This is a genomic window from Mesorhizobium sp. M7A.F.Ca.US.002.01.1.1 (genome assembly GCF_004022955.1).
Taxonomy (GTDB): domain Bacteria; phylum Pseudomonadota; class Alphaproteobacteria; order Rhizobiales; family Rhizobiaceae; genus Mesorhizobium; species Mesorhizobium ciceri.
The window spans coordinates 1-21,339 of sequence record NZ_RZQE01000020.1 but is presented as its reverse complement, the minus strand read 5'-3'; the positions used below and the strand labels follow the sequence as shown (position 1 = coordinate 21,339).

Genomic DNA, 21,339 nt, shown 5'->3' with positions numbered 1-21,339 from the left:
CCCAGCCTTGGTCGTGCAGGGAACATATCGTGCCTCATAGTCGACATCATGGTCCGCCGGATATCGTTACGAGGTAAGGGGCACGCGGGAGGCGAGCACATGACGATGCAGGAACAGCGGCGGCGTGATCGCGGACCAAAGGGCAGGCCGCTGGATGACGCCGCGCTCGCCGAGGTCCAGGCGCTGCTTGGCGCGCGCCAGCGACGGCGCGACTTGCTGATTGAATTCCTCCACCTTATCCAGGACCGATATGGCTGCCTGTCAGCGCGGCATTTGCGGGCGCTGGCACAAGATATGCGTTTGTCGCAGGCAGAGGTCTACGAGGTGGCGACGTTCTACGACCATTTCGACGTCGTGAAGGAAGGCGAGATGCCGCCGGCGCCGCTGACAATCCGTGTGTGCGATTCAGTGAGTTGCATGCTGGCAGGCGCCGAGACGCTCCTGGCCGAATTGCAAGCGGGCGCCGATCCGGCGATCAGGGTCATGCGCGCGCCCTGCATGGGCCGCTGCGCTGGCGCGCCGGCCGCACGTATCGGTAATCGCGAGGTCGACCAGGCAACTGCCGAGGCCCTGCTGCGCATGGCCGCGGCAGCGGAGACCGATGTAAGCATACCCGATTATGTGGGACTGGAGGCGTATCGCCAGGCAGGAGGCTACCAGCTTTTGCAGCAGGTACGGATTGGGACGCTGAACACAGACCAGCTCATCGCCACCCTGGGCGATGCGGGCTTGAGGGGCCTGGGCGGTGCTGGTTTCCCTGCCGGCAAGAAGTGGCAGATCGTGCGCTCCTATCCGGGCCCGCGCCTGATGTCGATCAATGGCGACGAGGGCGAGCCCGGCACCTTCAAGGACCGCATCTATCTCGAGCAAGATCCGCACCGTGCCTTTGAGGGTGCATTGATTGCAGCGCACGCGGTCGAGGCGGAACGGATCTATCTTTACATGCGTGACGAATACCCTGCGGTGCTCGCCATTCTTCGTCAGGAGATCGCCGCACTCGAAGCTACCGGCATCGTCAAGCCGGGGTTCATCGAACTCCGCCGCGGCGCTGGTGCGTATATCTGCGGCGAGGAGAGTGCGATGCTGGAGAGCATCGAGGGCAAGCGCGGCATGCCGCGCCACCGCCCCCCCTACATCGCCGAGGCCGGCCTGTTCGGACGACCGACGCTCAACCACAATGTCGAGACGCTCTGGTGGATCCGCGACATCGTCGAAAAGGGCGCGCAATGGTTCGCTACGCAGGGCAAGCCCGGCCACCCCGGCATCCGCTCATGGTCCGTTTCCGGCCGCGTGAAAAATCCCGGCGTCAAGCTGGCGCCGGCCGGCGTAACGGTACGCGAATTGATCAACGACTATTGCGGCGGCATGGCGGACGGTCATGAGTTCAAGGCCTATTTGCCGGGCGGCGCCTCAGGCGGTATCCTGCCAGCGACACTGGGCGACATTCCGCTCGATTTCGGCGGCGATCTGGCCAAGCAGGGCGCCTTCGTCGGCTCCCATGCTATCGTCGTGTTCTCGCGGGCCGACAATATAAAGCAGGTCACGCTCAATCTGATGAAATTCTTCAAGCATGAGAGCTGCGGGAAGTGTACGCCTTGTCGCGACGGGACCGAAAAGTTGGTGGCTCTCTTGCAGGAGCAGGGTCTGATGCCGGAAGACAAGATTCGCGACCTCGAAATGGTCATGCGCGATTCGTCGATCTGCGGCCTGGGCCAGGCAGCGCCCAATCCGGTCAATCATTTGCTGACGCATTTCCGGAGTGACCTCTGATGGCCGAGAGCACGGTATTCACCCTCGATGGGCAAACCGTAAGCGCCACCCCTGGCGAGACTATCTGGGATGTCGCCAAGCGCCAGGGTACAAAAATTCCGCATCTGTGCCATGTCGACATGCCGGGTTATCGTCCCGACGGCAATTGCCGCGCCTGCATGGTTGACATCGAAGGCGAGCGCGTGCTGGCTGCCTCCTGCGTTCGCCAGCCTTCTGCCGGCATGGTCGTGAAAACCGATACCGAACGCGCCCGCAAATCACGCGAGATGGTATTCGAGCTCCTCGCAAGCAACATGCGATCGGCGAGCGACGGTCCAGACAACCTGTCTGCGTTCTGGCAATGGGCCGGTTCGATGGGAATTTCGGGCAGCCGATACCGTTCCAAGTTCACCGAGGAGGGGCTAGCGCCAGAATTCGACATCACCAATCCGGCCATTGCCGTCAATCTCGACGCCTGCATCACCTGCGGCGCTTGCGTGCGCGCCTGCCGCGAGGTGCAGGTCAACGACGTGATCGGCATGGCCGAGCGCGGAAATCACTCGGTTCCTGTCTTCGATATGCACGACCCCATGGGCCTGTCGACCTGCGTCAGCTGCGGCGAATGCGTCCAGGCTTGCCCGACTGGTGCGCTCTACGAGAAATCGCTGATGGACGAAACCGGCAAGACCCGTGTCGTCCAAGCGTTCGACAAGCTTGTCGACACGGTCTGCCCGTTTTGCGGCGTCGGCTGCCAGACGCGCGTCGCCGTCAAGGACAATAAAATCGTCCAGGTCGACGGCCGCAATGGTCCGGCGAACGAGAACCGGCTCTGCGTCAAGGGCCGCTTTGGCTTCGACTATGTGATGTCGCCCGAACGGCTGACGAAGCCGCTGATCCGCCGCGACGATGCGCCGAAAGCCGGCGACATCGATCTGCGCGATGTCGACCCGCTCACCGTGTTCCGCGAGGCCACCTGGGAAGAAGCGCTGGAGCGCGCTGCCAGCGGGCTGAAGCGCATTCGCGACGACCATGGCGGCAACGCACTGGCCGGCTTCGGCTCCGCCAAGGGCTCGAACGAGGAGGCCTATCTCTTCCAGAAATTCGTTCGGCAGGCATTCGGGACCAACAATGTCGACCATTGCACCCGGCTCTGCCATGCCTCATCGGTGGCCGCTCTGATGGAGGGCGTTGGCTCTGGCGCGGTCTCGGCGCCTTTCATGGATGCCATGAAGGCCGAATGCGTGATCATCATCGGCGCGCGGCCGGCGACAAATCATCCAGTGGCGGCGACTTATTTCAAGCAAGCGGCAAAGCGCGGCACCAAGCTGATCGTGATAGACCCGCGCGGCCAGGAACTGATGCGCCACGCGACCTACAGCCTCCGCTTCAAGCCAGGCAGCGACGTGGCGATGCTGAACGCGCTGCTGCACGTCATCATCGACGAGAGGCTCTATGACCAGCAGTACATCCAGGCCAACGTCTCCGGCTTCGAGGCATTGAAGGCAAAGGTGAAGGATTTCTCGCCCGAGGCGATGGCTCCCGTCTGCGGCATCGAGGCCGGTGTGCTGCGCGATGTGGCACGCACCTATGCCAAGGCGGAGCGTTCGATGATCTTTTGGGGCATGGGCATTTCGCAGCACACCCACGGAACGGACAATTCGCGCTGCCTGATCGCGCTGGCGCTGATCACCGGCCATGTCGGGCGCGCCGGCACAGGGCTCCATCCGCTGCGCGGCCAGAACAACGTCCAGGGCGTCTCGGACGCGGGCCTCATCCCGATGTATTTCCCCGACTACAAATCGGTGGAGAATGCCGATATCCGCGGCCAGTACGAGAATTTCTGGGGCCAGGCGCTCGACCCCAAACGCGGCTTGACCGTCGTCGAGATCGTCGACGCGATCCATGACGGCGAGATCCGGGGCATGTACATTATGGGCGAGAACCCGGCCATGTCCGATCCCGACCAGAGCCATGCGCGCGCCGCACTCGCCAAGCTTGAGCATCTGGTAGTTCAGGACATCTTCCTGACCGAAACCGCATGGCACGCCGACGTGGTGCTCCCGGCCTCCGCGCATGCGGAGAAACTCGGCACCTACACCAACACAAACAGGCAGGTGCAGATCGGCCGACCCGCCGTCAACCTGCCCGGCGAGGCGCGGCAGGATCTCGATCTCATCATCGAGCTTGCCAGACGCATGGGGCTGGACTGGAACTACAAACACGTTTCGGATGTCTTCGGCGAAATGGCGCAAGTAATGCCGTCGCTGAAGCATATTTCCTGGGAGCGCATCGAACGCGAGGAGTCCGTCGTCTATCCTGCCGATGGTCCTGATGTTCCTGGCAACGAGATCGTCTTCACCACCGGGTTCCCGACCGCGGATGGCCGCGGGCGCATCGTGCCCGCCGACCTCCTGCCCCCCGACGAGGTGCCCGACGACGAATATCCTCTGGTGCTAACCACCGGGCGCTTGCTGGAGCACTGGCACACGGGCGCCATGACACGCCGCGCCGGGGTGCTCAACGCGATCGAGCCCTACGGCATTGCTGCGATGAATCCCTACGAGATCAGGCGCCGCGGCCTTGCGCAGGGAGACGTGATAAACGTAGAAACGCGGCGCGGCGTCGTCGAAGCCATTCTGCGGGCCGATCGAGAGGTCGCCGATGGCATGGTGTTCATGCCGTTCTGCTTTAACGAGAGCCCGGCCAACATGCTTACCAATCCTATGCTCGATCCTTACGGCAAGATCCCCGAGTTCAAATATTGTGCCGCGCGGATCGTGCCGGCATCGAGATCGGTCGAAGCTGCCGAATGATGTTGGAAACTGCCCGCTGACGTAGCTTGGTCGATGGCTGACTTGACGAATGCCATTTGCTCTACCGCCGCCGCATTGCCGGAGTCCGGAAGGCGCCAACCCACGTTGCAGGCCTTTGCGAAGATCGATAGATCGGAAAGCGCCGTTGCCGCCCAGACTCAGTCCACGCTTATTCCGAAGATACTCACTCGGCGTCCTCCTCATAGGTTTGTTTGGGCTGGAGGCGACGCGAGATGCATTCTAACGGAACGGTGCCGGCTTGCTTGCTTCAGTTTTCCGAGCGCCAGCCGAAGCACAGAAGCTCACCGCCGGCTTTCCGTTTTTCATTCTGAGTATGTAAGCAGGTCGACGCGTTCATGGGCGCTGAACCGCGGGGCAAGCTCTTGTCACCGCAACTCACCCGACCAACATGCGCGCTTCCCGCGCTGCTTCAATAAAAGCGTCTCTGGCGATGTCAGCCGGAACGTTGCCATTCAACGCCTGCTGGCATGCTCGTAGTGCAGATCGATGCTTGGCGCTTCCTTCGTTGCGCCACTTGTCGTTGAGCAAGTCAAAAGCCTCACGAGCGTTGGTAAGGTTTCGGATGTCGCCGCTGATGCCGGTGGCAACGGCTACAGGTTTGGAAAACCACGCTTCATACATGGGAAAGCCTCTGACGCGCACAGCTCACAACGCACGTCACAACACGGAGTTTCATCATCACGCATCACCGTCCCGCGAAAGCCGGGCTGTCTGAATATCGGTCGCGTCCGCTACTTTCAGCCTTCGGGAGGTATGCCAGGCGGGATCGTCCTAAAATGCCCCCCTGGGGTCGGCGGAGCCGCGTCCGTCGTAAAATGGCAGGTAATTGTGCCTGCCATTTTGATTCGCAAAAAGCCCCATTCAGTTGGCGCCGCCAAGTTGCTTGGTCATCTTGCAGAAATTGTCGTGATTTTTGGCTATGGCTTCGTCGCCACACTCCTTCATCATCCCGGCTCGGTCCTCGTCGTTCATCGCCATCCACGCGCTCCTGAAGTCGGCTTGCGATTTCAAGGTCTTCATGGTGGAGTCGGTGTGAAAGGGCGCCATTTTTGCCGGTTCGTCAAGCGCACCCGCAAATGCTACGCCAGCTACAATTGTGAGAGCCGCCGCTCCCATGCAAAGTATTTTGATGCTCACGATCGTTTTCTCCTAACTGATTTGCGATCGCCTCACAACGATCGAGGTTAGGCTAAAGCTCAAGTCCTTCGTGAAGCAAATGAATTTTATGATTAAATATCTGCAGTTTCTATGTTGATCTCTTGCGCAGTTTATAGGGCTCAAAAAAATATCAACTAGTGCCATTTATTCCAAAGTTCTTCTAGGTGGTGCGCGGGTATCCACCTGCTCGACAGATGAAGGCGAGCTTTGCGTCCCTGGCTCGACGGAGCAGCGATTGTGGCCCATCACCCTGTCGTTGTAAGATAAGCTACGCGTCCCACATAGGTGTTGCGTCGAGCGTTTCTCCCCATTCGTCGACGCGTTCCCCTCAGGAGGTATTTACCTTCAAACCTGGCCGGGCTTATCAGTCCGGCCTTTTTTAGCTCACGAACTCACTTCATCGAACTGAGGAGTCTCGGACCTGATTGTACTTAGACACCGACACCGATGGCGTACACAGTCCGGCCACGTACCGCCGTCGCAAACCTGGCGCCATATTGTCGCCTAATACGCGATTGTCTTCGGCGGACACCAGGCTCAAGTGGACTCTGTTCTGCGACAACATGTCCCCAGCGGCGACATCACGAGAGTGCCCGCGCCCTACATTGGCGTCACGCGGGCGCTTGACTGCACGAATGCTGCTGAACGATGTTCTAACACAGCGTCATGCGTCGCCAACTAGACAAACATCATGACGACAATCGCGCCGAGGACTATCAACACAAGCCCGCCAAGAAGCATTGGCAGCAGGCTGTTGTCGGGGTCGATACCGGAATCGATCTCTCTCGGTAACGGCTTTTCCTTCATCTTTGAGTCAGGCATGGGCGTCTCCATCGGAGCAAAACGGGCACGTAACGAAATAATCATGAGACGTTGTGCGCCGCACCGTTGCCAGCGGGTCTTTTCGGGCTGCCAAGGAAGTCCTTCGGAGCCAGCATGATGTCGGCCAGCGTATAGCGGTCCAGGGTGCTCTGGAACGAGGCAATCGCTTCACCAAACATCCCTGAAAGCTTGCAAGAGGCAGTTAGTACACATTGGTTTCCATCAGTCGCGAAACATTCAACCAGTGCGAAATCCGGCTCCGTCAACCGCACGACGTCGCCGATCCGGATCATCTCGGGCCGCTGTCCGAGAACAAGCCCGCCGGAACGGCCACGGATGGCTTTCAGATAGCCGCTGCGGGTGAGGGTATTGGCGACCTTGTTCAGGTGCGTCTTCGATATGTTGAAGGTGCGCGCAGCTTCCTCGATCGTGACCAGCCGGTCACCGGCGGAGGCGGCGTACATCAGCATTCGCAACGCGTAGTCTGAGAAGGCAGTCAGCCGCATGCATCTCTCCTGCTGTTGGCGCGAGAATCCTTACCAACCAGTCTGCATCAAAGGTCCTTCTCGACAATAGGTGCGAGGCCAATCGTGGTCTCACCGCGGTTGAAGGCAATCGCTAAACGGAAACTGTGCGCGATACGAAGCGCTCGGTCCATAAAGAGCGCTGCCACCTCGGGCGGGCAAATGCGGCGAACCGTTTTGCGAAACAACTTTAACCAGCGACGGAAATGCGTCTCGCCGAGGCCGGCTATAGCCAGGTGTGGCGGCAGTGGCCGCCCCTCATATCGGGACGTCCGAAGCAACGTCGCAGACCAGAAGTCACACATCTTCGCTAGATGCTGTGGCCAACTGTCTGGCTCGATCCGATCGTGGAAAATGGGGCCGAGAAGGTCATCATGTCGAATTTCGCCGTAAAAACCGTGGACCACCTCGCGGATCGTTGTCTCATCAAGCAACTCTGGCAATGGGACGCCGTCGACGACGATCGTCCTCCTGCTCTGATCATTCTGGCTCATCTGTTTGCTCCTGGCTTCCTCTGTCCCATCCAAGCGGGTTCAAGCCTTGGCTCGCCCATGATGATCGCCATAAAACATAGATTGTCAATCTATCTTTGCGAAACCTCCCAAGGTCCGCCCCAACGTGGCCTGGGGACCTAGGCGTTGCTGAACTGCCTAGACATTGCGGTGTAAGGTCCGACACGGGAAGTATGCAAATTGGGAGGGAATTCCTGATGCGATTCAGTTTCGAGGATCGCCAACACCTCATCAGATGACCGTGCCTGCCGGAGATGTTCCCGAACCTGAGATGCCCGAAACAGCCGGCACATTTGCGAAAGGGCAGGGAGAAAGGCGGAAGTGGCAGAACGCGGCCAGAGCACGGTGTAAATGAGATCTACACGATCGTCGTCTGGGCCCTCGAAATCAATGGGCTGGGCCAAGCGTGTCAAAGACGCGACAGGCGAATAGATTGTGCTGAGTAGAGCGTGCGGGATCGCGACGCCACGGCCGATGCCGGTCGAGCCGAGATGCTCGCGGTCGAAAAGACCACGCAGAACCACCTGCTGGTCAATCCCAGTTCTTCGCGCAATCCTAATCGCGATTTTTGACAAGGCTGATTGCTTTCCCTTTGTCACAAGGTCAAGCGAGATGTCTTCTTCTGACAGGATGGGGGAGATCATGAGCGTCAATCTTCGTGTCGTTCCAAACGCGCAGTGATCAGTCGCACTGCTTAAGCAGGGCTCTGTTCACTTTCGGATGAAGTGGAATCCTGGCTGTCCCGGCCGCGAAGGCAGTGCCTTCTCGCGTCCGGGTTAAGAGCCCATTTTGAGGTGGATTGGCTCTCGCCGGAAATGGAGGCTGAAGATATCCATGGCAATTGACAGGTAGTGAAGGATTTCCGGAAATCAAGCAAACAGTGCGGGCGGCGCAAGCAGAATTACTGCACTGAAATGCCAGCTAATTTCGTTTGACGAAAATAGGGGCCTCCTACTTACTGGCAGGGCGCGACAGGCGGTATCAACAAGCTAAACAACGATTTCGTGTACCGGTCTCCTAAATTGTCGGCATCGTGACTTTTGAATTCAACAAGGAGATAACCTATGAAGAAGCTCGCCCTCGCACTTGTCGTGACAATGGCCAGCTCGCTTTGCGCCATGGCGGCGTCTGAGGTCACCAAATCCCCGCCAGCAGCGCCTTACCAACAGGTCAGCAAGCTTGTGAAGCTGCCCGACTTCCTACCTGGCATGGGTCAACTTTTTGTCGATCCGGCGACACTGCCGGCCGGTCCGTTCCTTGCCTATGATCACGACGGCAAAATTGTCAGCACCATGTATATGCTGCCGATCAAAGATCTCAATCCGGACAAACGCTTTGACAACCTCGCCGCGCCCGGCGGCAATGTCGACCATGTCGACGTCTACTACAATGCCGGTCATCCAGGCGTCGAAGAGCCGCATGTCCACATTGTGCTGTGGCATGTCCCAGCCGCAGACGAGGCGCGGGTCGCCAAATGACACTCACGCGCCGTGAGATATTGGGCGCGGGCGGCGGTCTCGCCGCCGCCCTTTCCCTGCCTTCTCTGTCGGTATGGGCCGGCGAGGTGGTCGAAATCAAGATGCAAGGGCGCGGCGACGGTTCACAAGTCTGGTTCGATCCGATTGGCATTCTGATCAAACCGGGTCAGACGGTCCGCTGGACCAATCTCAATCCTGGCAATTCGCACACAACCACAGCCTACCACCCGGCAAACTTCGAGCGACCGCTTCGCATGCCCAAGGCGGCAAAACCATGGGATTCCGATTACCTCCTGCCCAAGGAAAGCTTTTCGGTTACCTTCACCGAGCAGGGGGTGTACGATTATTATTGTGTCCCGCATGAGCATGCCGGGATGGTCGGCCGTATCATCGTCGGCGAACCAGAGGTACACGGCTGGTCTGAAATGGTCGGAGCAAATGGCGACCTACCGGAGGAGACCCTCAAGGCATTCCCGGCTGTCGAAGACATTATGACGAAAAGGGTCGTCCGGCGTGCTTAGATCATGCGCATGAAAGGCACGGCCCTCAGCAACAAATGAGACAGAATACGACGATATTGATGGGAGCGCGGGTTGCTCGGGTGTCGTCAGTGACCTTTAGGGGCGACTTCTATGACAGGCTGTGTGTTTCCGTGTGAAACTCAACGACCATCTCGGGCCGAACGCGACGCGCGCACTCCGATGCCGGACACGACTCTCTATCTCCGAACTGCAGTCGAGCAACGCGAACGTGCGACGCACCGGCTTGCTGCGCTGGGCGAAATGACAGGCGGTATTGCCCATGATTTCAGAAATCTCCTGGCAGTAATCCAATCCGGGCTCGGGCTCGCGGAGCGGAGAGCTGACGCACCCGAAAGCGTGCGTGCCTACATTGCCGCAGCGCGGGAAGGGATCGATCGAGGGATCGAGCTAACGTCACAGCTACTCGCCTTCGCAAAGCATCAGGAACTCGATGCCCATGCTGGCAATTTGAATGAGTTCCTCAAGTCTTTCGCGCCCCTCTTAAGGTATGGCGCCGGTCCCGATGTCCGCGTCAAGCTGGAGCTTGGTTCCGACGTCCCGGACTGCTTGATCGACCCAGCGCTGTTCGACGCTGCAGTGCTTAATCTCGTCATAAACGCGCGAGATGCGATGCCAGGTGGCGGGGAGATTCACGTCATCACTGAGCGATTCGTGCAGACCACCATGACACCTGACCCACCCGGGCCGGGTACCTACGCACGCGTTCGCGTCAAAGACCATGGTTGCGGCATGGCTCCGGAAGTTTTGCGGAAGGTGTTCGATCCTTTCTTCACCACAAAGGGTGAGAAGGGCACCGGGATAGGGATGTTGCAAGTACAGGCATTGGCGCAGGCGGTTAATGGTCGGATCCGGATAAGGAGTGAACTAGGGATTGGGACAACAGTGGATCTCCTGTTCCCGTCAATCCAAGCGGACACTTAGACGCCCAAAAAGAGCTCCTATTATTTGTCGGCGCTTGCAACGGAATGCAATCCTGTCAGGGCAGGACCTACTACGCTCTCATCCGCATTTGCGGATTGCACCGCGTAAACCGGATAGGAGAACTGCGGCATTTCGGGCACAAGGTGCAGCCGGCCGGCCACTACGTGAGGCTGCACAGAGCTCATCCTGAAATATCCAGAGCCACCCGCCGCAAGAACATAGTTCAATGCGAGCGGGCCGAGATCGAAAGTAAGATCGGGCGCAGCAGTTGGGAAACTCATCCCGTGGTGATGTCCAAAGTCCGGGCCCCAATCCATATAGACATAATCAGACCCATCCAGGAGGCGCGCTTCGGAATTGGTGGTCGCAAACACGAGTTTTTCTTCCAGAAGCAGATCGATTTTCAGGCCGGGTCGATGCTGGGGCGCGTACATGATCGCCACGTCGACGAGCCCGGATGCGACTTGTTTGATCAAGTCCTGCGGCACATCGACGTGCACACGAAGCGCGATATCCGGAAGGGATTGACGCATCCATCGGACCCAGTCGAGGAGAAGGGGTTGGGCAAGGCTGACTTCGCTGCCGACCGTCAGAACAGCTCGGCGTCCCGAGGGCACGGCAACCTGGTGAAGGGTGCGTTGCCACAACTGGACGAACATCGGGGCGTGGCGCAGGAACTGCTCGCCGGCGGGAGTGAGCGAAGCGCCGCCCTTGTGGCGGACGAAAAGCTGGCGACCCAGTTGCTGCTCGAGGTTACGGATTCGTGCGCTTACGGTCGTCTGGGCGACGTTCAAGCGCTCAGAGGCCCGAATGAAACTCCCTGTCGAAACGATTTCGATAAAAGTGCGAGCGAGCTCGATGTCCATGGCGATCATAACATGAAAACTGCGTTAAAAGGTCAATCGAAATCATTTGTCGGATAGATGCCGTCCAGATCTGGCTTCGGAAACCGTTGTTCGGCGAAGTTGACGCGGCCACAGCTAGGCGGGACATGTCGACCAAACAAGTCGACGCAGCTCAATCTGGTGTCGGGGCTTTGCCTCACCGCGGCGAACGGTCGCGCTGCGCGAGTGGCGGCTGGTCGCATCTTACCCTGGTTCCCACATTCAATGGTCAGTCGTTAAACTGATCGTAGGGTAGGACACCAACAGGTTTAGAACGATTTGGTAGAGGTTGCTGCAGCTAGGCCCGGCCTGGGGAGCCCCGAAAGACGCGCTAGGTCGGAAGCGCCGCAACTTGACGCGTTGCTTTCGAGCATTCGTGCCTGTCGCGCCTGTGCTGGGGAATTCAGCCATGAACCGCGCCCGGTGGTGCAGGTCACTTCCGAGACCCGGCTCTTGATCTGTGGCCAAGCCCCAGGACGACGGGTGCATGAGTGCGGATTGCCGTTCGACGACCCCTCAGGTGACCGCTTGCGCGCGTGGCTTGGGCTGGATCGCAGCGTCTTCTATGGGGATTCGCGAATTGGCGTGGCTCCGATGGCGTTCTGCTTTCCTGGGACCAATCCCAAAGGGGGCGACCACCCGCCACCGTCCCGGTGTGCCGCTCTCTGGCGACGGTCGCTTCTGGCGTGCTTGCCTAGAGTGGAACTGACGCTCCTGGTCGGCGGTTACGCTCAACGGTGGGCGCTGCAACATGCCTCGGGGAGGTCGATGACCGCGACCGTTGCCGCGTGGCGCACCTATGGTCCGGCAGTCATCCCGCTGCCCCATCCCTCGTGGCGCAGTACAGCCTGGCTGCGTCGCAACCCGTGGTTCGAGAACGAATTGGTGCCTCACCTGCGCACCCGGGTTTCTGCTGTCCTGGGCAGCGCGGCTGCTCCTCACGAGCCGGCGGCATGATAAGCGTGCGGTGGACTCGGCACCGGATCGTCCGAAAGTTCTGTCCGTGTTCAGGGAGACCCGTCCACGCGTTGCTCCCGTCAGTCGCTTAATCGGGTCAGCACCTGGCCGCGGTGCAGGGCCACGTGGTCGGTCTTGCTGCTCTTGATCTCGTATTGAGGAGACTGCGGGCTCGCGTGATGCGTGTGGCCTTTATAGTCTATATCTTGGGTATGAATCCGAATGATCGTTCCGTGGACGCGACCTGCCTCCGAGTTCCAACTCACCCGATCCCCGACTTCAAATGTTTTCGTCATCGAGACGGTCGCGGGTCGGCGTCGTGGTGCCTTCTTGTGTTCCGTCATTTCTCGGTGCTCCGCCTGGGTAGGGTCAATTTTGGCGCATTTGGCTGAGGCTTGGCAGTCACCCGTTCTTGCCCATCGCCTAGGCTGGCGCCGCACCCGAACCCTTATGTACGCGTCAGTTTGCTCGACATCATAGCAGGGGATTGATGATAGGGCAGGGGCGCGGACCGCTTCCCCCCTTGCGCAGACTCAAACAGGCGTGATGCCAAAGGGCAACGCACATTATCCTCCACGAGGAGCCATCGGCCAAAGGTGCGCCGTAGTGTGTACAGACCGATCCAACGGCGAATATTTCCTCGCCCCGACGTGCCAGCAAGACAGGCTCGTTGCCGACATAGCCGGAGAGCATGGCGCCATCTGCGAGTTGGCTCAGAGGGATGCCCTTGCCGAAGTCCGGACGGTCAGTATCAGGTGTATCGGAGTTCATGAAGGGCCTCCTTACTCAGGCCGACACCGTGGACATGCAACTGGCTCGGGGGACGGCACGACGAAAATCCTACAGCGGGCAAAGTCCTTGTCACGTTATTCAGCTTGACCGAGCGTATCGATCGTTCGAGCAACGTGATCAATTCGACATCACCCGGTTCAGCCGATCATTTTCAAGCAGCGAGCGGGTAGCCCCGCCGAAGATCCACTCCCTGAACCTGCTATGACCGTAGGCGCCGGATATGACCAGATCCGCACGCATTGCGTCGGCCACATCGGCGATCGTTCCGCCATCGGATTTCTCCGGAAACACTTCCGCCTTCGCCTTTACGCCGTGAAAAGAAAGGAAGGCGACAACATCGTCCAGGCTATTCGAGGTTTCATCGGTCGCGTCATCGTCGATCGTGGTTATACGAACCTCCTTGGCCATTTGCAGAAACGGCATGGCATCAGCAACCGCACGCCTAGCTTCACGGGTGTCCTTCCACCCGACAAGAACCTTGTTGATCCGGATATTTTCCTGGTTGGTGGAGGCGACAAATACAGGTCGTCCTGCCTGAAGGATTAGATTGCCCAGGTCGGTGGAACGATGAATGTTGCCAGAAGAGGCACCTTCGGGCGACGCTGTGACAATGAGATCGGCCACACGCGCCGAGTCGATCAGCAAGCGGGTCGGATTGCCCACCGTCCCGCGCCATTCCGTCTCAACCGTCGCGCCAGCAAGACCTTCGAATTCCGCGCGGAGATCCTCGAGTCGCCGCTCGATGTTCTTCCGCTGGCGCAGCATGTTCTCACCGTCGAATGCGACGCCTCCTTCCATTACGATGGGTGGGGGAACATCGGCAGCCGAAAGGCCGATCAGACGCGCATCGAACCGCCGAGCCAGATCGACACCGAGCTTGATGACAGGAGCAACCATACCATCGATGTCGAGATTGAGAACGATTGACTTGTAGGCCATTGGACTTCCTTCCGGGATTGGGTAATGAGCCTCGGCCAAGGACGAACGGCGACGTGCCGCGAAAATGCGCCGCGACAACTGGTATCAGGCGTTAGAAAGGCGTCCTGCGCTGGGAGCCGTCGTCGCACCGATCATCGCAACGAAGCAGCTCGTCGCCTGGCGCCGCCCGTCAAAGCTCCTCGCCCTACTCAAACACGAGATTAGCTGTGCCTCTTTTTGCGATCAGCATTCGCCGGGCATCCTGGATTCGCTCAGCCTGTAGTTTGGAATAGGGGCCCATCGGCTTGGTCGTTTTGTTACCGCGACGGACCTGACAGTACCACTGGCTGCCGTTCGAGAAGATTTCAACCGAGGTCGGCGTCATGTTGGACGCTTCCTTGCCGACCGTCTTGATGATTTTGACGAACGTTGAATAATGTTGCGCGGGCGCGACCGTGCTCATACCGTTAGTGGTGCTAAGTTCCTGTTGCACTGTGGACATAATTCGAACTCCTTTCGATCATGACGGCATTCCGCTCAGCCATTTCTGATTGCGCTCTTCTTCGAACTGCGGTGCCCGAGAGCGCTCTGCTAGGTCGCCATCTGGTGCTCCATTTCCACCTCGGCCTCCAGACTTTCGATGTCGCGGAAGATCGAAGCGACAGCCAGCGTGCGTCCTTCGCGCTTGAAGCGCAGCAGGCAATCCCTGGAGGCGATATTCCCATCGACCGCGATCTCGTCCCATCGCTCCGCATGACCGACATAGTTGATGGGAACATCGTAATGCTGACTCCAGAAGAACGGCACGCCGTTGAATTTGTCGCGTTGGCCGAGCATGTTGAGGGCCGCGGTTCGTCCCTGCCTCTCTGCAACCACCCAATGCTCGACCCGAATTGTCTCACCGCTGTGGGGATCGCGCCATCGCGCAATATCGCCGGCCGCGAATACCCCTGGCTCGCTCGTTTCCAGAAAGGCGTCCACAACAACGCCGTGATCAACGACCAGCCCCGCCGTTTCGGCAAGTCTGATCCGCGGCCGCACGCCGATGCCGACGACGACGAAATCTGCCGCCAATGAGCCGCCACTGCTGAGATTTACCTTCTTGGCGTCGATGCTGCTCGCTGTATTCTCGAGATGGAATACGACGCCATGCTCTTCATGCAGGGCGCGGATGAAGTCGCCCATTTGCGGGCCGAGGACGCGCTCCATGGGTCGTTTTTCCGGCGCCACGACATGAACTTCGATCGCGCGCGCGCGCAGAGCCGCGGCAACTTCCAGGCCAATGAAACTGGCGCCAAGCACGACCGCGCGACGGGCAGTCGCGGCATGCTCGATGATCGCCTTGCAGTCTGCGAACGAGCGCAGCGTGTGAACGTGCGGCAAGTCGGCGCCGGGGATGGTCAGGCGGACGGGTTCGGCGCCGGTCGCAAGCAGCAGCCTGTGGTAAGGAACCCTTCTTTCATCAGCGAGGACGACCTCGAGGGAACGCAGGTCGATATCAACGGCCTTCGTGTCGAGACGCAGGTCGATGTTGTTTTTTGAATAGAATTTCTCCCCGCGGAGCGGAATCCAGTCCTCCGGCGATTTTCCCGCGAGGTAGTCTTTGGAGAGGTTCGGCCGGTCGACGGGCGCCGATTGGTCCTCGCTAATCATCACGATGCTGCCCTGGAACTGCTCGCGCCGCAGCATGTCGGCCGCTGCGAAACCCGCGGCGCCTCCGCCGACAATGACGATCTTCTCTGGGACTTGGCTGGAGCCTCCAGAACGCGGTTTCGGAACCATCCGTTTGATTTTCTCGCCGACGAATATCCGATCATCGCGTTGTTCCACCGACCAGCAGGCGAGTGGATTGAAGGCGGGGGCGCGCAAAGCCTCGCCTGTGCGCAAATCGAAGCACGCATGATGCCAAGGACACCGGACGGTATCCTCCACCACAAGACCCTCGACGAGCGGCCCGCCGTAATGCGTGCAGGTCGCCCCGACGGCGAAGACCTCCGCCCCGCGGCGCACAAGCAGCACCTGCTCATCGCCGCAATGGCCGACAAGCTTTGCGCCATCGGGAAGATCGGACAACGCGATCCCCTGGACCAGATCCGGCCCGTTCGGTTTGTTATGGCCTTCAGGCATTTTCTTCTCCTTTGGCGATCAGGTGTTGAAATCGCCTATACCGACGAGAAGCGGGAACTCAGGCCCGCCAGCCTCTGAATACCTTCACCTGATTGTGCGTCTTCAGGCTCTCGGCACCGCTTGTGCTAAACGTGCAGCCATGGACTCGATGCCGATTGGACGTCTGTTGTCCGTAGTTTCTCGCCATCTCTGCTATCATGCAAACGAATTTAATCGACAGTTGTGTGCATTATTTATGATTGCTCTCGCGTGATCCCGGGCAGGGAATTACAGGATTACTTGCCCCGTCTTACCCCAGTCGGCGAGAAAGGACGCCAGGCCCTTGTCGGTGAGTGGGTGTTTGGCGAGGTTTCTGAGCACCGCAGGTGGTACGGTCGCGATATCGGCGCCGGCGATCGCCGCCTGTTTGACATGAAGAGGGGTGCGAATTGAAGACGCCAGGATCTCCGTCGTGAAGGATTTGTCGTTGTCGTAGATCTTGCGGATTTCCCGGATCACCTCCATGCCGTCGAGCCCAAGGTCATCAAGCCTGCCGACAAACGGCGAAATGAAGGTCGCGCCTGCCTTGGCGGCGAGCAATGCCTGGTTGGCTGAAAAGCACAGGGTGACATTGACCTTGTGGCCGAGTTGACTAAGCGCCCGGCAAGCCCTGAACCCATCCCAGGTCGATGGCACCTTGACGGCTACATTGGCGGCAATGCCGGCCAAACGCTCTCCTTCGGCGACCATGCCGTCGAAATTGGTCGCGGTGACTTCCGCTGAAACCGGACCCTCGATCGTCTGGCAAATCTCCTTGATCACATCCCTGATGGGTCGTCCGGTCTTTGCTATAAGCGACGGGTTTGTGGTCACCCCGTCGAGAACGCCAGCGGCGGCAAGCTCACGAATTTCGGATATATCGGCGGTATCGACGAAGAATTTCATCGTCTTCTCCTCTAAGGTGAACGCCCATCGATCATTGGATGGGTGTTTTCTGCTTTGGTTCCCGGAGAGTTTGTTGTCGTGGCCGCGATCGCACGCCCAATGGCAATGGAGGAGCGCCCCGTCACTATCGGTGTCTCAGCAAAGTCTCTCTAAGGACAACGGCGTCGTTGTGGGCCTCGTCATGAGCCGAGTAGACGAGTGTAACGGTGCCCTGCCGTATCAGGTCGCGCAGCTGTTCCAGTTCATCGCGATGCTCATGGATTTCCGCCGCATATCGCCGGCGGAATTCCTCCCAACGGGCTGGATCGTGTCCGAACCATTGCCGAAGCTCGGTGCTTGGCGCGAGTTGCTTCATCCAACAGTCGATGGCGGCTTCGGTCTTCCTGACCCCGCGCGGCCAAAGCCGGTCAACCAACACTCGCTTGCCGTCGTCGGCAGCGGGACTCTCATATGCCCGTTTCAATTTTACTCTGTCATTGAAGATTTTTTCACTCATCGACCTCGTGTCCCGTCTCCCTCCGTCTCGTTGACCGCATCAAGAAGTTCGGAGAATTCCTTTCCAAGGATCGCCTGGTCGACTTCGTCCAATACGACCAGAAAAAACGATATCGCTCGATCCAGTGACGACCCGCTCCATGGCTGCGCAGGTAGTCACCGATCCGATGGATCGAGGAATATCCCAGGCCCTTGTGCAGCAGGAACTTCATAAAGGTCGTGCTTTGCGATCCGGACGGTTGCCCCTCACTCAAGGATCGACCTTCTGTCCTTGGGCGTTGAACTGTTTCAGGTAGGCGATCACGTCGGCGATGTCCTGGTCCTTGCTGAGACCGGCAAATGTCATCTTTGTGCCGGGGACCAGTTTGCGCGGCGCGTGCAGATAGATCGTCAGGGTCGGTTCATCCCAGGTCAGACCGGAATTCTTGTTCGCCGCGGAATAATTGTAGCCCGGATACACGCCGGCCGCTCGGCCGACGATGCCATTCAAAACCGGACCTACTCCGTTCTTTGCGTCTGGGCCGACCGAGTGGCAGGCCATGCACCTCTTGAAGACGGCTGCGCCGGCTTCGGCGTTGCCGGGGGATGCCTCCAGCGCATGGGCCGACCCGACTGTAGTGAGAATTGCGGTTGTCAATCCAAGCAAAGTCGATTTCATGTTTGCTTCTTTCAACGCGTTTGTTGCGGGCTGGTCCCGGCCGACCCGGCCCTGGCGATATGGGGTTCAAACCCTGCCTGCCGGATCCGAACCGCGGATCCGGCAGGCGTTGCCTCAGGAGGGAACCAGTGCGCCGGGATTCTTCAAATACTGGTTCTTGATCGCGTCCACCGCCCAGTAGGCAAGAGCGCCTACGGGTCCGGTCGGGTTCTTCCCGGCGTTCTGGGGAAACACGCAAGCGCCGGTCACGAACACGTTCGGGACATCCCAGACCTGAAGGTATTTGTTCAGGACGCTGGTGCTCGGGTCGGCTCCAAACACTGCCCCGCCCGTGTTGTGCGTGCTTTGATAAGGCACGATCGAATAGGGCACGGGAGGGATGCTCCGATCAACCTTAGTCGCACCCATCTCCTTGGCGATCTTCACGCAGATGTCGGCCTGGCCGTTCATCTGCTTGACCTCGTTGTCCTGGAAGTCGAACGTCATCCTCATCAATGGACGCCCGAACACATCGGTGTAGGTCGGGTCGAGGCTGAGATAGTTCTGCCGGTAGGCCATCACCGCGCCCTGGTTTCCGACACTGGCCGCGTGGTCATAATTGTCGACCACTGCCTTTTTCCAGTCGGAGCCCCAACGCGGCGTGCCGTGGGGTGTTGGATGCGACTGGATCGGCCGGGCGCCCGAGTTGCTGCAGCTGATGCCGCCGCCGCCGATATAGCCGGCCTTCACGAAATCGTAGTTGTCGCCGTTGAAATCATCCATGCAGGTGCCGAGCGCGCCGGCGCCCATGAAGCGATTGAGGATGGTTTCCTTGTCGAAGAAGGCGGTAGCCCCGCCACCGCACTGATAAGCATAGTTGCGGCCGACCACGCCCTTGCCCGTGGCCGGGTCATAAGGCACGCCGATGCCCGATTGCAGCAGCAGGTTGACATTGCCGAGCGCATAGGCTGACAGGATGATGAGGTCGGCAGGCTGTTCGAACTCCCGCCCTCGTGCGTCGAGATAGGTGACGCTGACCGCTTTCTTGCGGGTCGAGTCGAGATTGACCTTCAGCACGATCGAGTTGGTGCGCAGCTCGAAATTCGGGTTCTTCAGCGCCAGCGGAATGACGGTGAAATGCGGGCTAGCCTTAGCATTGGCCTCGCAGCCGAAACGCTCGCAGAAGCCGCAATAGTGACATTGGCCGAAGGCCACGCCATCGGGATTGACGTAATCGCGCGACGCGTTTGACGACGGATTGGGGAACGGGTGATACCCGAGATTACGGGCCGCCTTCTCGAACATCACCATGCTCTGCGCGGCGATCATCGGCGGGTTGGGGTATTCCTCCTTTCGCGATCCTTCGAAGATGTTGCCACCATCGATCTTTCGGCCGTTGATGTTGCCGGCCTTGCCGGAGGTGCCGCAGGTCTTTTCGAACTTGTCGTAATAGGGCTCGAGATCGTCATAGGTGATCGGCCAGTCCTGCAGGTGCATATCCGAAGGGATGATCTTGTCGCCGTATTTGTCGACCGTCCGGGTGCGCGCCTGATGGTCCCATTCGAGCCAGCGCCAGGTGACACCGTTCCAGTGCACGCCGGCGCCGCCAACGCCCTGGCCAGGCAGGAACGAGCCGAGTTGGCGCATCGGCAGCGCCGTTTGCGATTCACTGTTGCGGAACGTGATGGTTTCCCGCCGGACGTTCTGCATGAGATCGTGGCGGGCGGCGTAGCGCAGTTCGTCATGGATCTGTGGGTCGATGAAGTCCGGATTGGTGTCACGCGGGCCTCCCCGCTCAAGGGCGACGATTTTCAGCTTGGTCGAAGCAAGTTCCTTGGCAATGATGCCGCCCGTCCAGCCCAGGCCGACAATCAGGACATCAATCGCGTTCAATTTGGTGGCCATGTTATAGTCTCCTTGTTCTTTCGCCGATTAAACGAGATCCTGGATGCCCTTCGGTTCAGCCGTATAGAGCTTGTTCCGAAATGGTTCGATCTTGTCCATATACATGGCGTCGGCGCCTGGGAAACCGATCATCTTCCAGGCCGCCCTGTCCTTGTTTCCGCCATACATCGGGTCGGCCAGATAGCCCTCGACCGTGAGTTGGAGCAGAAGCCCGAAGAAGGTCGCGGTCGGCACCGTCGGAAGCTCGACCTTCTTGCCGTCGAGTTCGGTCATCACCGCGGCACGATCCTTTGCCGAAAGGCCGTCGAAGGTGCTCTTGTGGTTTTTCTGTACGTAAGCGCTGACGTCGGCGATCCCAGCACGGATCAGTTCCGATGGCGTCATCGGCAATTGATAGCCCTGCTCGGGCGTACCCTCGCCAAATGGCCCTTCCAGATACAGGCGGTCGCCCTTGCCGTATCCGCCGGCCATCTGCCGGTCGATATAGATCGCGACGCCGAGTTCCTTGGCGCCAGGGCCTGTTGAGTCGCTTGGAATGAGCGTATCGACAGCCGCCTCGATGAAAGCGGACTCATCGATGTTGAAGAATTCGTAGCCAATGCCTCCAGCCTGAGGTTCGGGGGCGACGGCAACGTGATGATGTCTTGTGTCAGCGGTCGCAGCCATGACTTCGTCCGCCGAAGCGGATGCCCCAAGCGGCAGGGTGCTCGCCGCCGCTCCGGCAGCTCCAGCCGCGCCGAACAGCTTCAGAAAATCACGCCGCCCCACATCGCCTTTGCTCTTTTCTTCCCTCGACATGATTCCTCCTGTGACGCTGCAGGCAAAACGATGGGTAGGTGGAGAGAGCCTTGCGCTCCGCTCCAACCGGCGCTGCGCAGCATCCAGCGCTAAGCTTGGTGGATTTCTCGGAGCGTATTGCTGGCGTATGCCGCGTAGCAAACGAATTTAATCGGCAAATGAATACAGATTTTATGATAGATCCGAATCGTTGTTGCTATTGGACTCGATACGGCTTGATCGAATGGCCGCGATAAAATGGGGGCACTTCAGAGCGCAATTTCACTGTCATTTAAATGCAGTTTTTATGTTATGTTTTTTCATGGACGTCGAGCTTGCTCGTTCTTTTCTTGAGATTGTTTCCAGCGGAAGCTTCATCCGGG

22 protein-coding genes are annotated in these 21,339 nt (G+C 59.1%); 6 read left to right on the top strand and 16 right to left on the bottom strand.

Features of this window, described 5'->3' with window-relative positions; genetic code table 11:
* Positions 1–99: 99 nt before the first annotated feature.
* Both EN932_RS04530 and fdhF read left to right on the top strand, forming a co-directional pair.
* On the top strand, positions 100–1,770 hold the full coding sequence (locus EN932_RS04530; RefSeq protein ID WP_128368746.1) for an NAD(P)H-dependent oxidoreductase subunit E: 1,671 nt from the start codon (positions 100–102) through the stop codon (positions 1,768–1,770).
* Positions 1,770–4,562: a formate dehydrogenase subunit alpha gene (gene fdhF / locus EN932_RS04525; protein WP_128368745.1), complete on the top strand. Its 2,793-nt coding sequence runs from the start codon at positions 1,770–1,772 to the stop codon at positions 4,560–4,562. The genes EN932_RS04530 and fdhF overlap by 1 nt, the downstream gene beginning before the upstream one ends.
* 396 nt (positions 4,563–4,958) lie before the next feature.
* Here the strand turns inward: fdhF and EN932_RS04520 are convergent, their stop codons facing one another.
* From EN932_RS04520 to EN932_RS04500, 6 genes are all read right to left on the bottom strand, one after another.
* Positions 4,959–5,204, bottom strand: a complete 246-nt coding sequence (locus EN932_RS04520) for a DUF982 domain-containing protein (RefSeq protein WP_064994254.1) — start codon at positions 5,202–5,204, stop codon at positions 4,959–4,961.
* A 240-nt stretch (positions 5,205–5,444) separates the two neighbouring features.
* The gene (locus tag EN932_RS04515; protein ID WP_064994255.1) at positions 5,445–5,720 is read right to left on the bottom strand and encodes a hypothetical protein; all 276 of its coding nucleotides are present in this window, start codon (positions 5,718–5,720) and stop codon (positions 5,445–5,447) included.
* 699 nt (positions 5,721–6,419) lie between these two features.
* Positions 6,420–6,563, bottom strand: coding sequence for a hypothetical protein (locus tag EN932_RS37885; RefSeq protein ID WP_164753852.1), 144 nt, complete (start codon positions 6,561–6,563; stop codon positions 6,420–6,422).
* A gap of 41 nt (positions 6,564–6,604) precedes the next feature.
* Positions 6,605–7,069 carry an Rrf2 family transcriptional regulator gene (locus EN932_RS04510; protein ID WP_064994256.1) on the bottom strand — a complete coding sequence of 155 codons (465 nt, stop codon included), beginning with the start codon at positions 7,067–7,069 and terminating at the stop codon, positions 6,605–6,607.
* A gap of 47 nt (positions 7,070–7,116) precedes the next feature.
* Positions 7,117–7,581 carry a group III truncated hemoglobin gene (locus tag EN932_RS04505; protein WP_127365598.1) on the bottom strand — a complete coding sequence of 155 codons (465 nt, stop codon included), beginning with the start codon at positions 7,579–7,581 and terminating at the stop codon, positions 7,117–7,119.
* A gap of 137 nt (positions 7,582–7,718) precedes the next feature.
* On the bottom strand, positions 7,719–8,243 hold the full coding sequence (locus tag EN932_RS04500) for a PTS sugar transporter subunit IIA (protein ID WP_064994257.1): 525 nt from the start codon (positions 8,241–8,243) through the stop codon (positions 7,719–7,721).
* 420 nt (positions 8,244–8,663) lie between these two features.
* Between EN932_RS04500 and EN932_RS04495 the strand changes: the two genes are divergently transcribed.
* The 3 genes from EN932_RS04495 (at position 8,664) to EN932_RS04485 (ending at position 10,540) form a co-directional block, all read left to right on the top strand.
* Complete coding sequence (locus EN932_RS04495; RefSeq protein WP_128368744.1) at positions 8,664–9,077, top strand: DUF5602 domain-containing protein; 414 nt, start codon at positions 8,664–8,666, stop codon at positions 9,075–9,077.
* Positions 9,074–9,598, top strand: a complete 525-nt coding sequence (locus EN932_RS04490) for a plastocyanin/azurin family copper-binding protein (protein ID WP_164755447.1) — start codon at positions 9,074–9,076, stop codon at positions 9,596–9,598. Before EN932_RS04495 ends, EN932_RS04490 begins: the two co-directional genes overlap by 4 nt.
* Positions 9,599–9,778: 180 nt before the next feature.
* Positions 9,779–10,540, top strand: a complete 762-nt coding sequence (locus tag EN932_RS04485) for an ATP-binding protein (RefSeq protein ID WP_127365599.1) — start codon at positions 9,779–9,781, stop codon at positions 10,538–10,540.
* A gap of 20 nt (positions 10,541–10,560) precedes the next feature.
* On the opposite strand, the gene EN932_RS04480 is transcribed toward EN932_RS04485, so the two are convergent.
* Complete coding sequence (locus tag EN932_RS04480; RefSeq protein WP_245461845.1) at positions 10,561–11,415, bottom strand: LysR family transcriptional regulator; 855 nt, start codon at positions 11,413–11,415, stop codon at positions 10,561–10,563.
* Between the two features lie 432 nt (positions 11,416–11,847).
* Between EN932_RS04480 and EN932_RS04475 the strand changes: the two genes are divergently transcribed.
* Positions 11,848–12,381: a uracil-DNA glycosylase family protein gene (locus EN932_RS04475; RefSeq protein ID WP_084015920.1), complete on the top strand. Its 534-nt coding sequence runs from the start codon at positions 11,848–11,850 to the stop codon at positions 12,379–12,381.
* Between the two features lie 80 nt (positions 12,382–12,461).
* Here the strand turns inward: EN932_RS04475 and EN932_RS04470 are convergent, their stop codons facing one another.
* From EN932_RS04470 to EN932_RS04425, 9 genes are all read right to left on the bottom strand, one after another.
* A complete protein-coding gene (locus EN932_RS04470) occupies positions 12,462–12,677 on the bottom strand; it encodes a DUF2945 domain-containing protein (protein WP_064994287.1) in 216 nt (71 codons plus the stop codon).
* Positions 12,678–13,290: 613 nt separating this feature from the next.
* Positions 13,291–14,112 (bottom strand): universal stress protein, encoded by an 822-nt coding sequence (locus tag EN932_RS04460; protein WP_127369643.1) that lies wholly within the window; start codon positions 14,110–14,112, stop codon positions 13,291–13,293.
* 184 nt (positions 14,113–14,296) lie between these two features.
* Positions 14,297–14,593: a hypothetical protein gene (locus EN932_RS04455; protein WP_064994261.1), complete on the bottom strand. Its 297-nt coding sequence runs from the start codon at positions 14,591–14,593 to the stop codon at positions 14,297–14,299.
* Between the two features lie 89 nt (positions 14,594–14,682).
* A complete protein-coding gene (locus EN932_RS04450; protein ID WP_127388281.1) occupies positions 14,683–16,218 on the bottom strand; it encodes an FAD-dependent oxidoreductase in 1,536 nt (511 codons plus the stop codon).
* 267 nt (positions 16,219–16,485) lie between these two features.
* Positions 16,486–17,142 carry a fructose-6-phosphate aldolase gene (fsa, locus tag EN932_RS04445; RefSeq protein ID WP_128368743.1) on the bottom strand — a complete coding sequence of 219 codons (657 nt, stop codon included), beginning with the start codon at positions 17,140–17,142 and terminating at the stop codon, positions 16,486–16,488.
* A gap of 124 nt (positions 17,143–17,266) precedes the next feature.
* Entirely contained in the window at positions 17,267–17,638 is a 372-nt protein-coding gene (locus EN932_RS04440; RefSeq protein ID WP_128368742.1) for a DUF488 domain-containing protein, read from the bottom strand.
* 249 nt (positions 17,639–17,887) lie between these two features.
* A complete protein-coding gene (locus tag EN932_RS04435) occupies positions 17,888–18,295 on the bottom strand; it encodes a cytochrome c family protein (RefSeq protein ID WP_064994266.1) in 408 nt (135 codons plus the stop codon).
* A 114-nt stretch (positions 18,296–18,409) separates the two neighbouring features.
* Positions 18,410–20,179, bottom strand: coding sequence for a GMC family oxidoreductase (locus tag EN932_RS04430; protein WP_128368741.1), 1,770 nt, complete (start codon positions 20,177–20,179; stop codon positions 18,410–18,412).
* A gap of 27 nt (positions 20,180–20,206) precedes the next feature.
* Positions 20,207–20,977 (bottom strand): gluconate 2-dehydrogenase subunit 3 family protein, encoded by a 771-nt coding sequence (locus tag EN932_RS04425; protein WP_128368749.1) that lies wholly within the window; start codon positions 20,975–20,977, stop codon positions 20,207–20,209.
* Between the last annotated feature and the right edge of the window lie 362 nt (positions 20,978–21,339).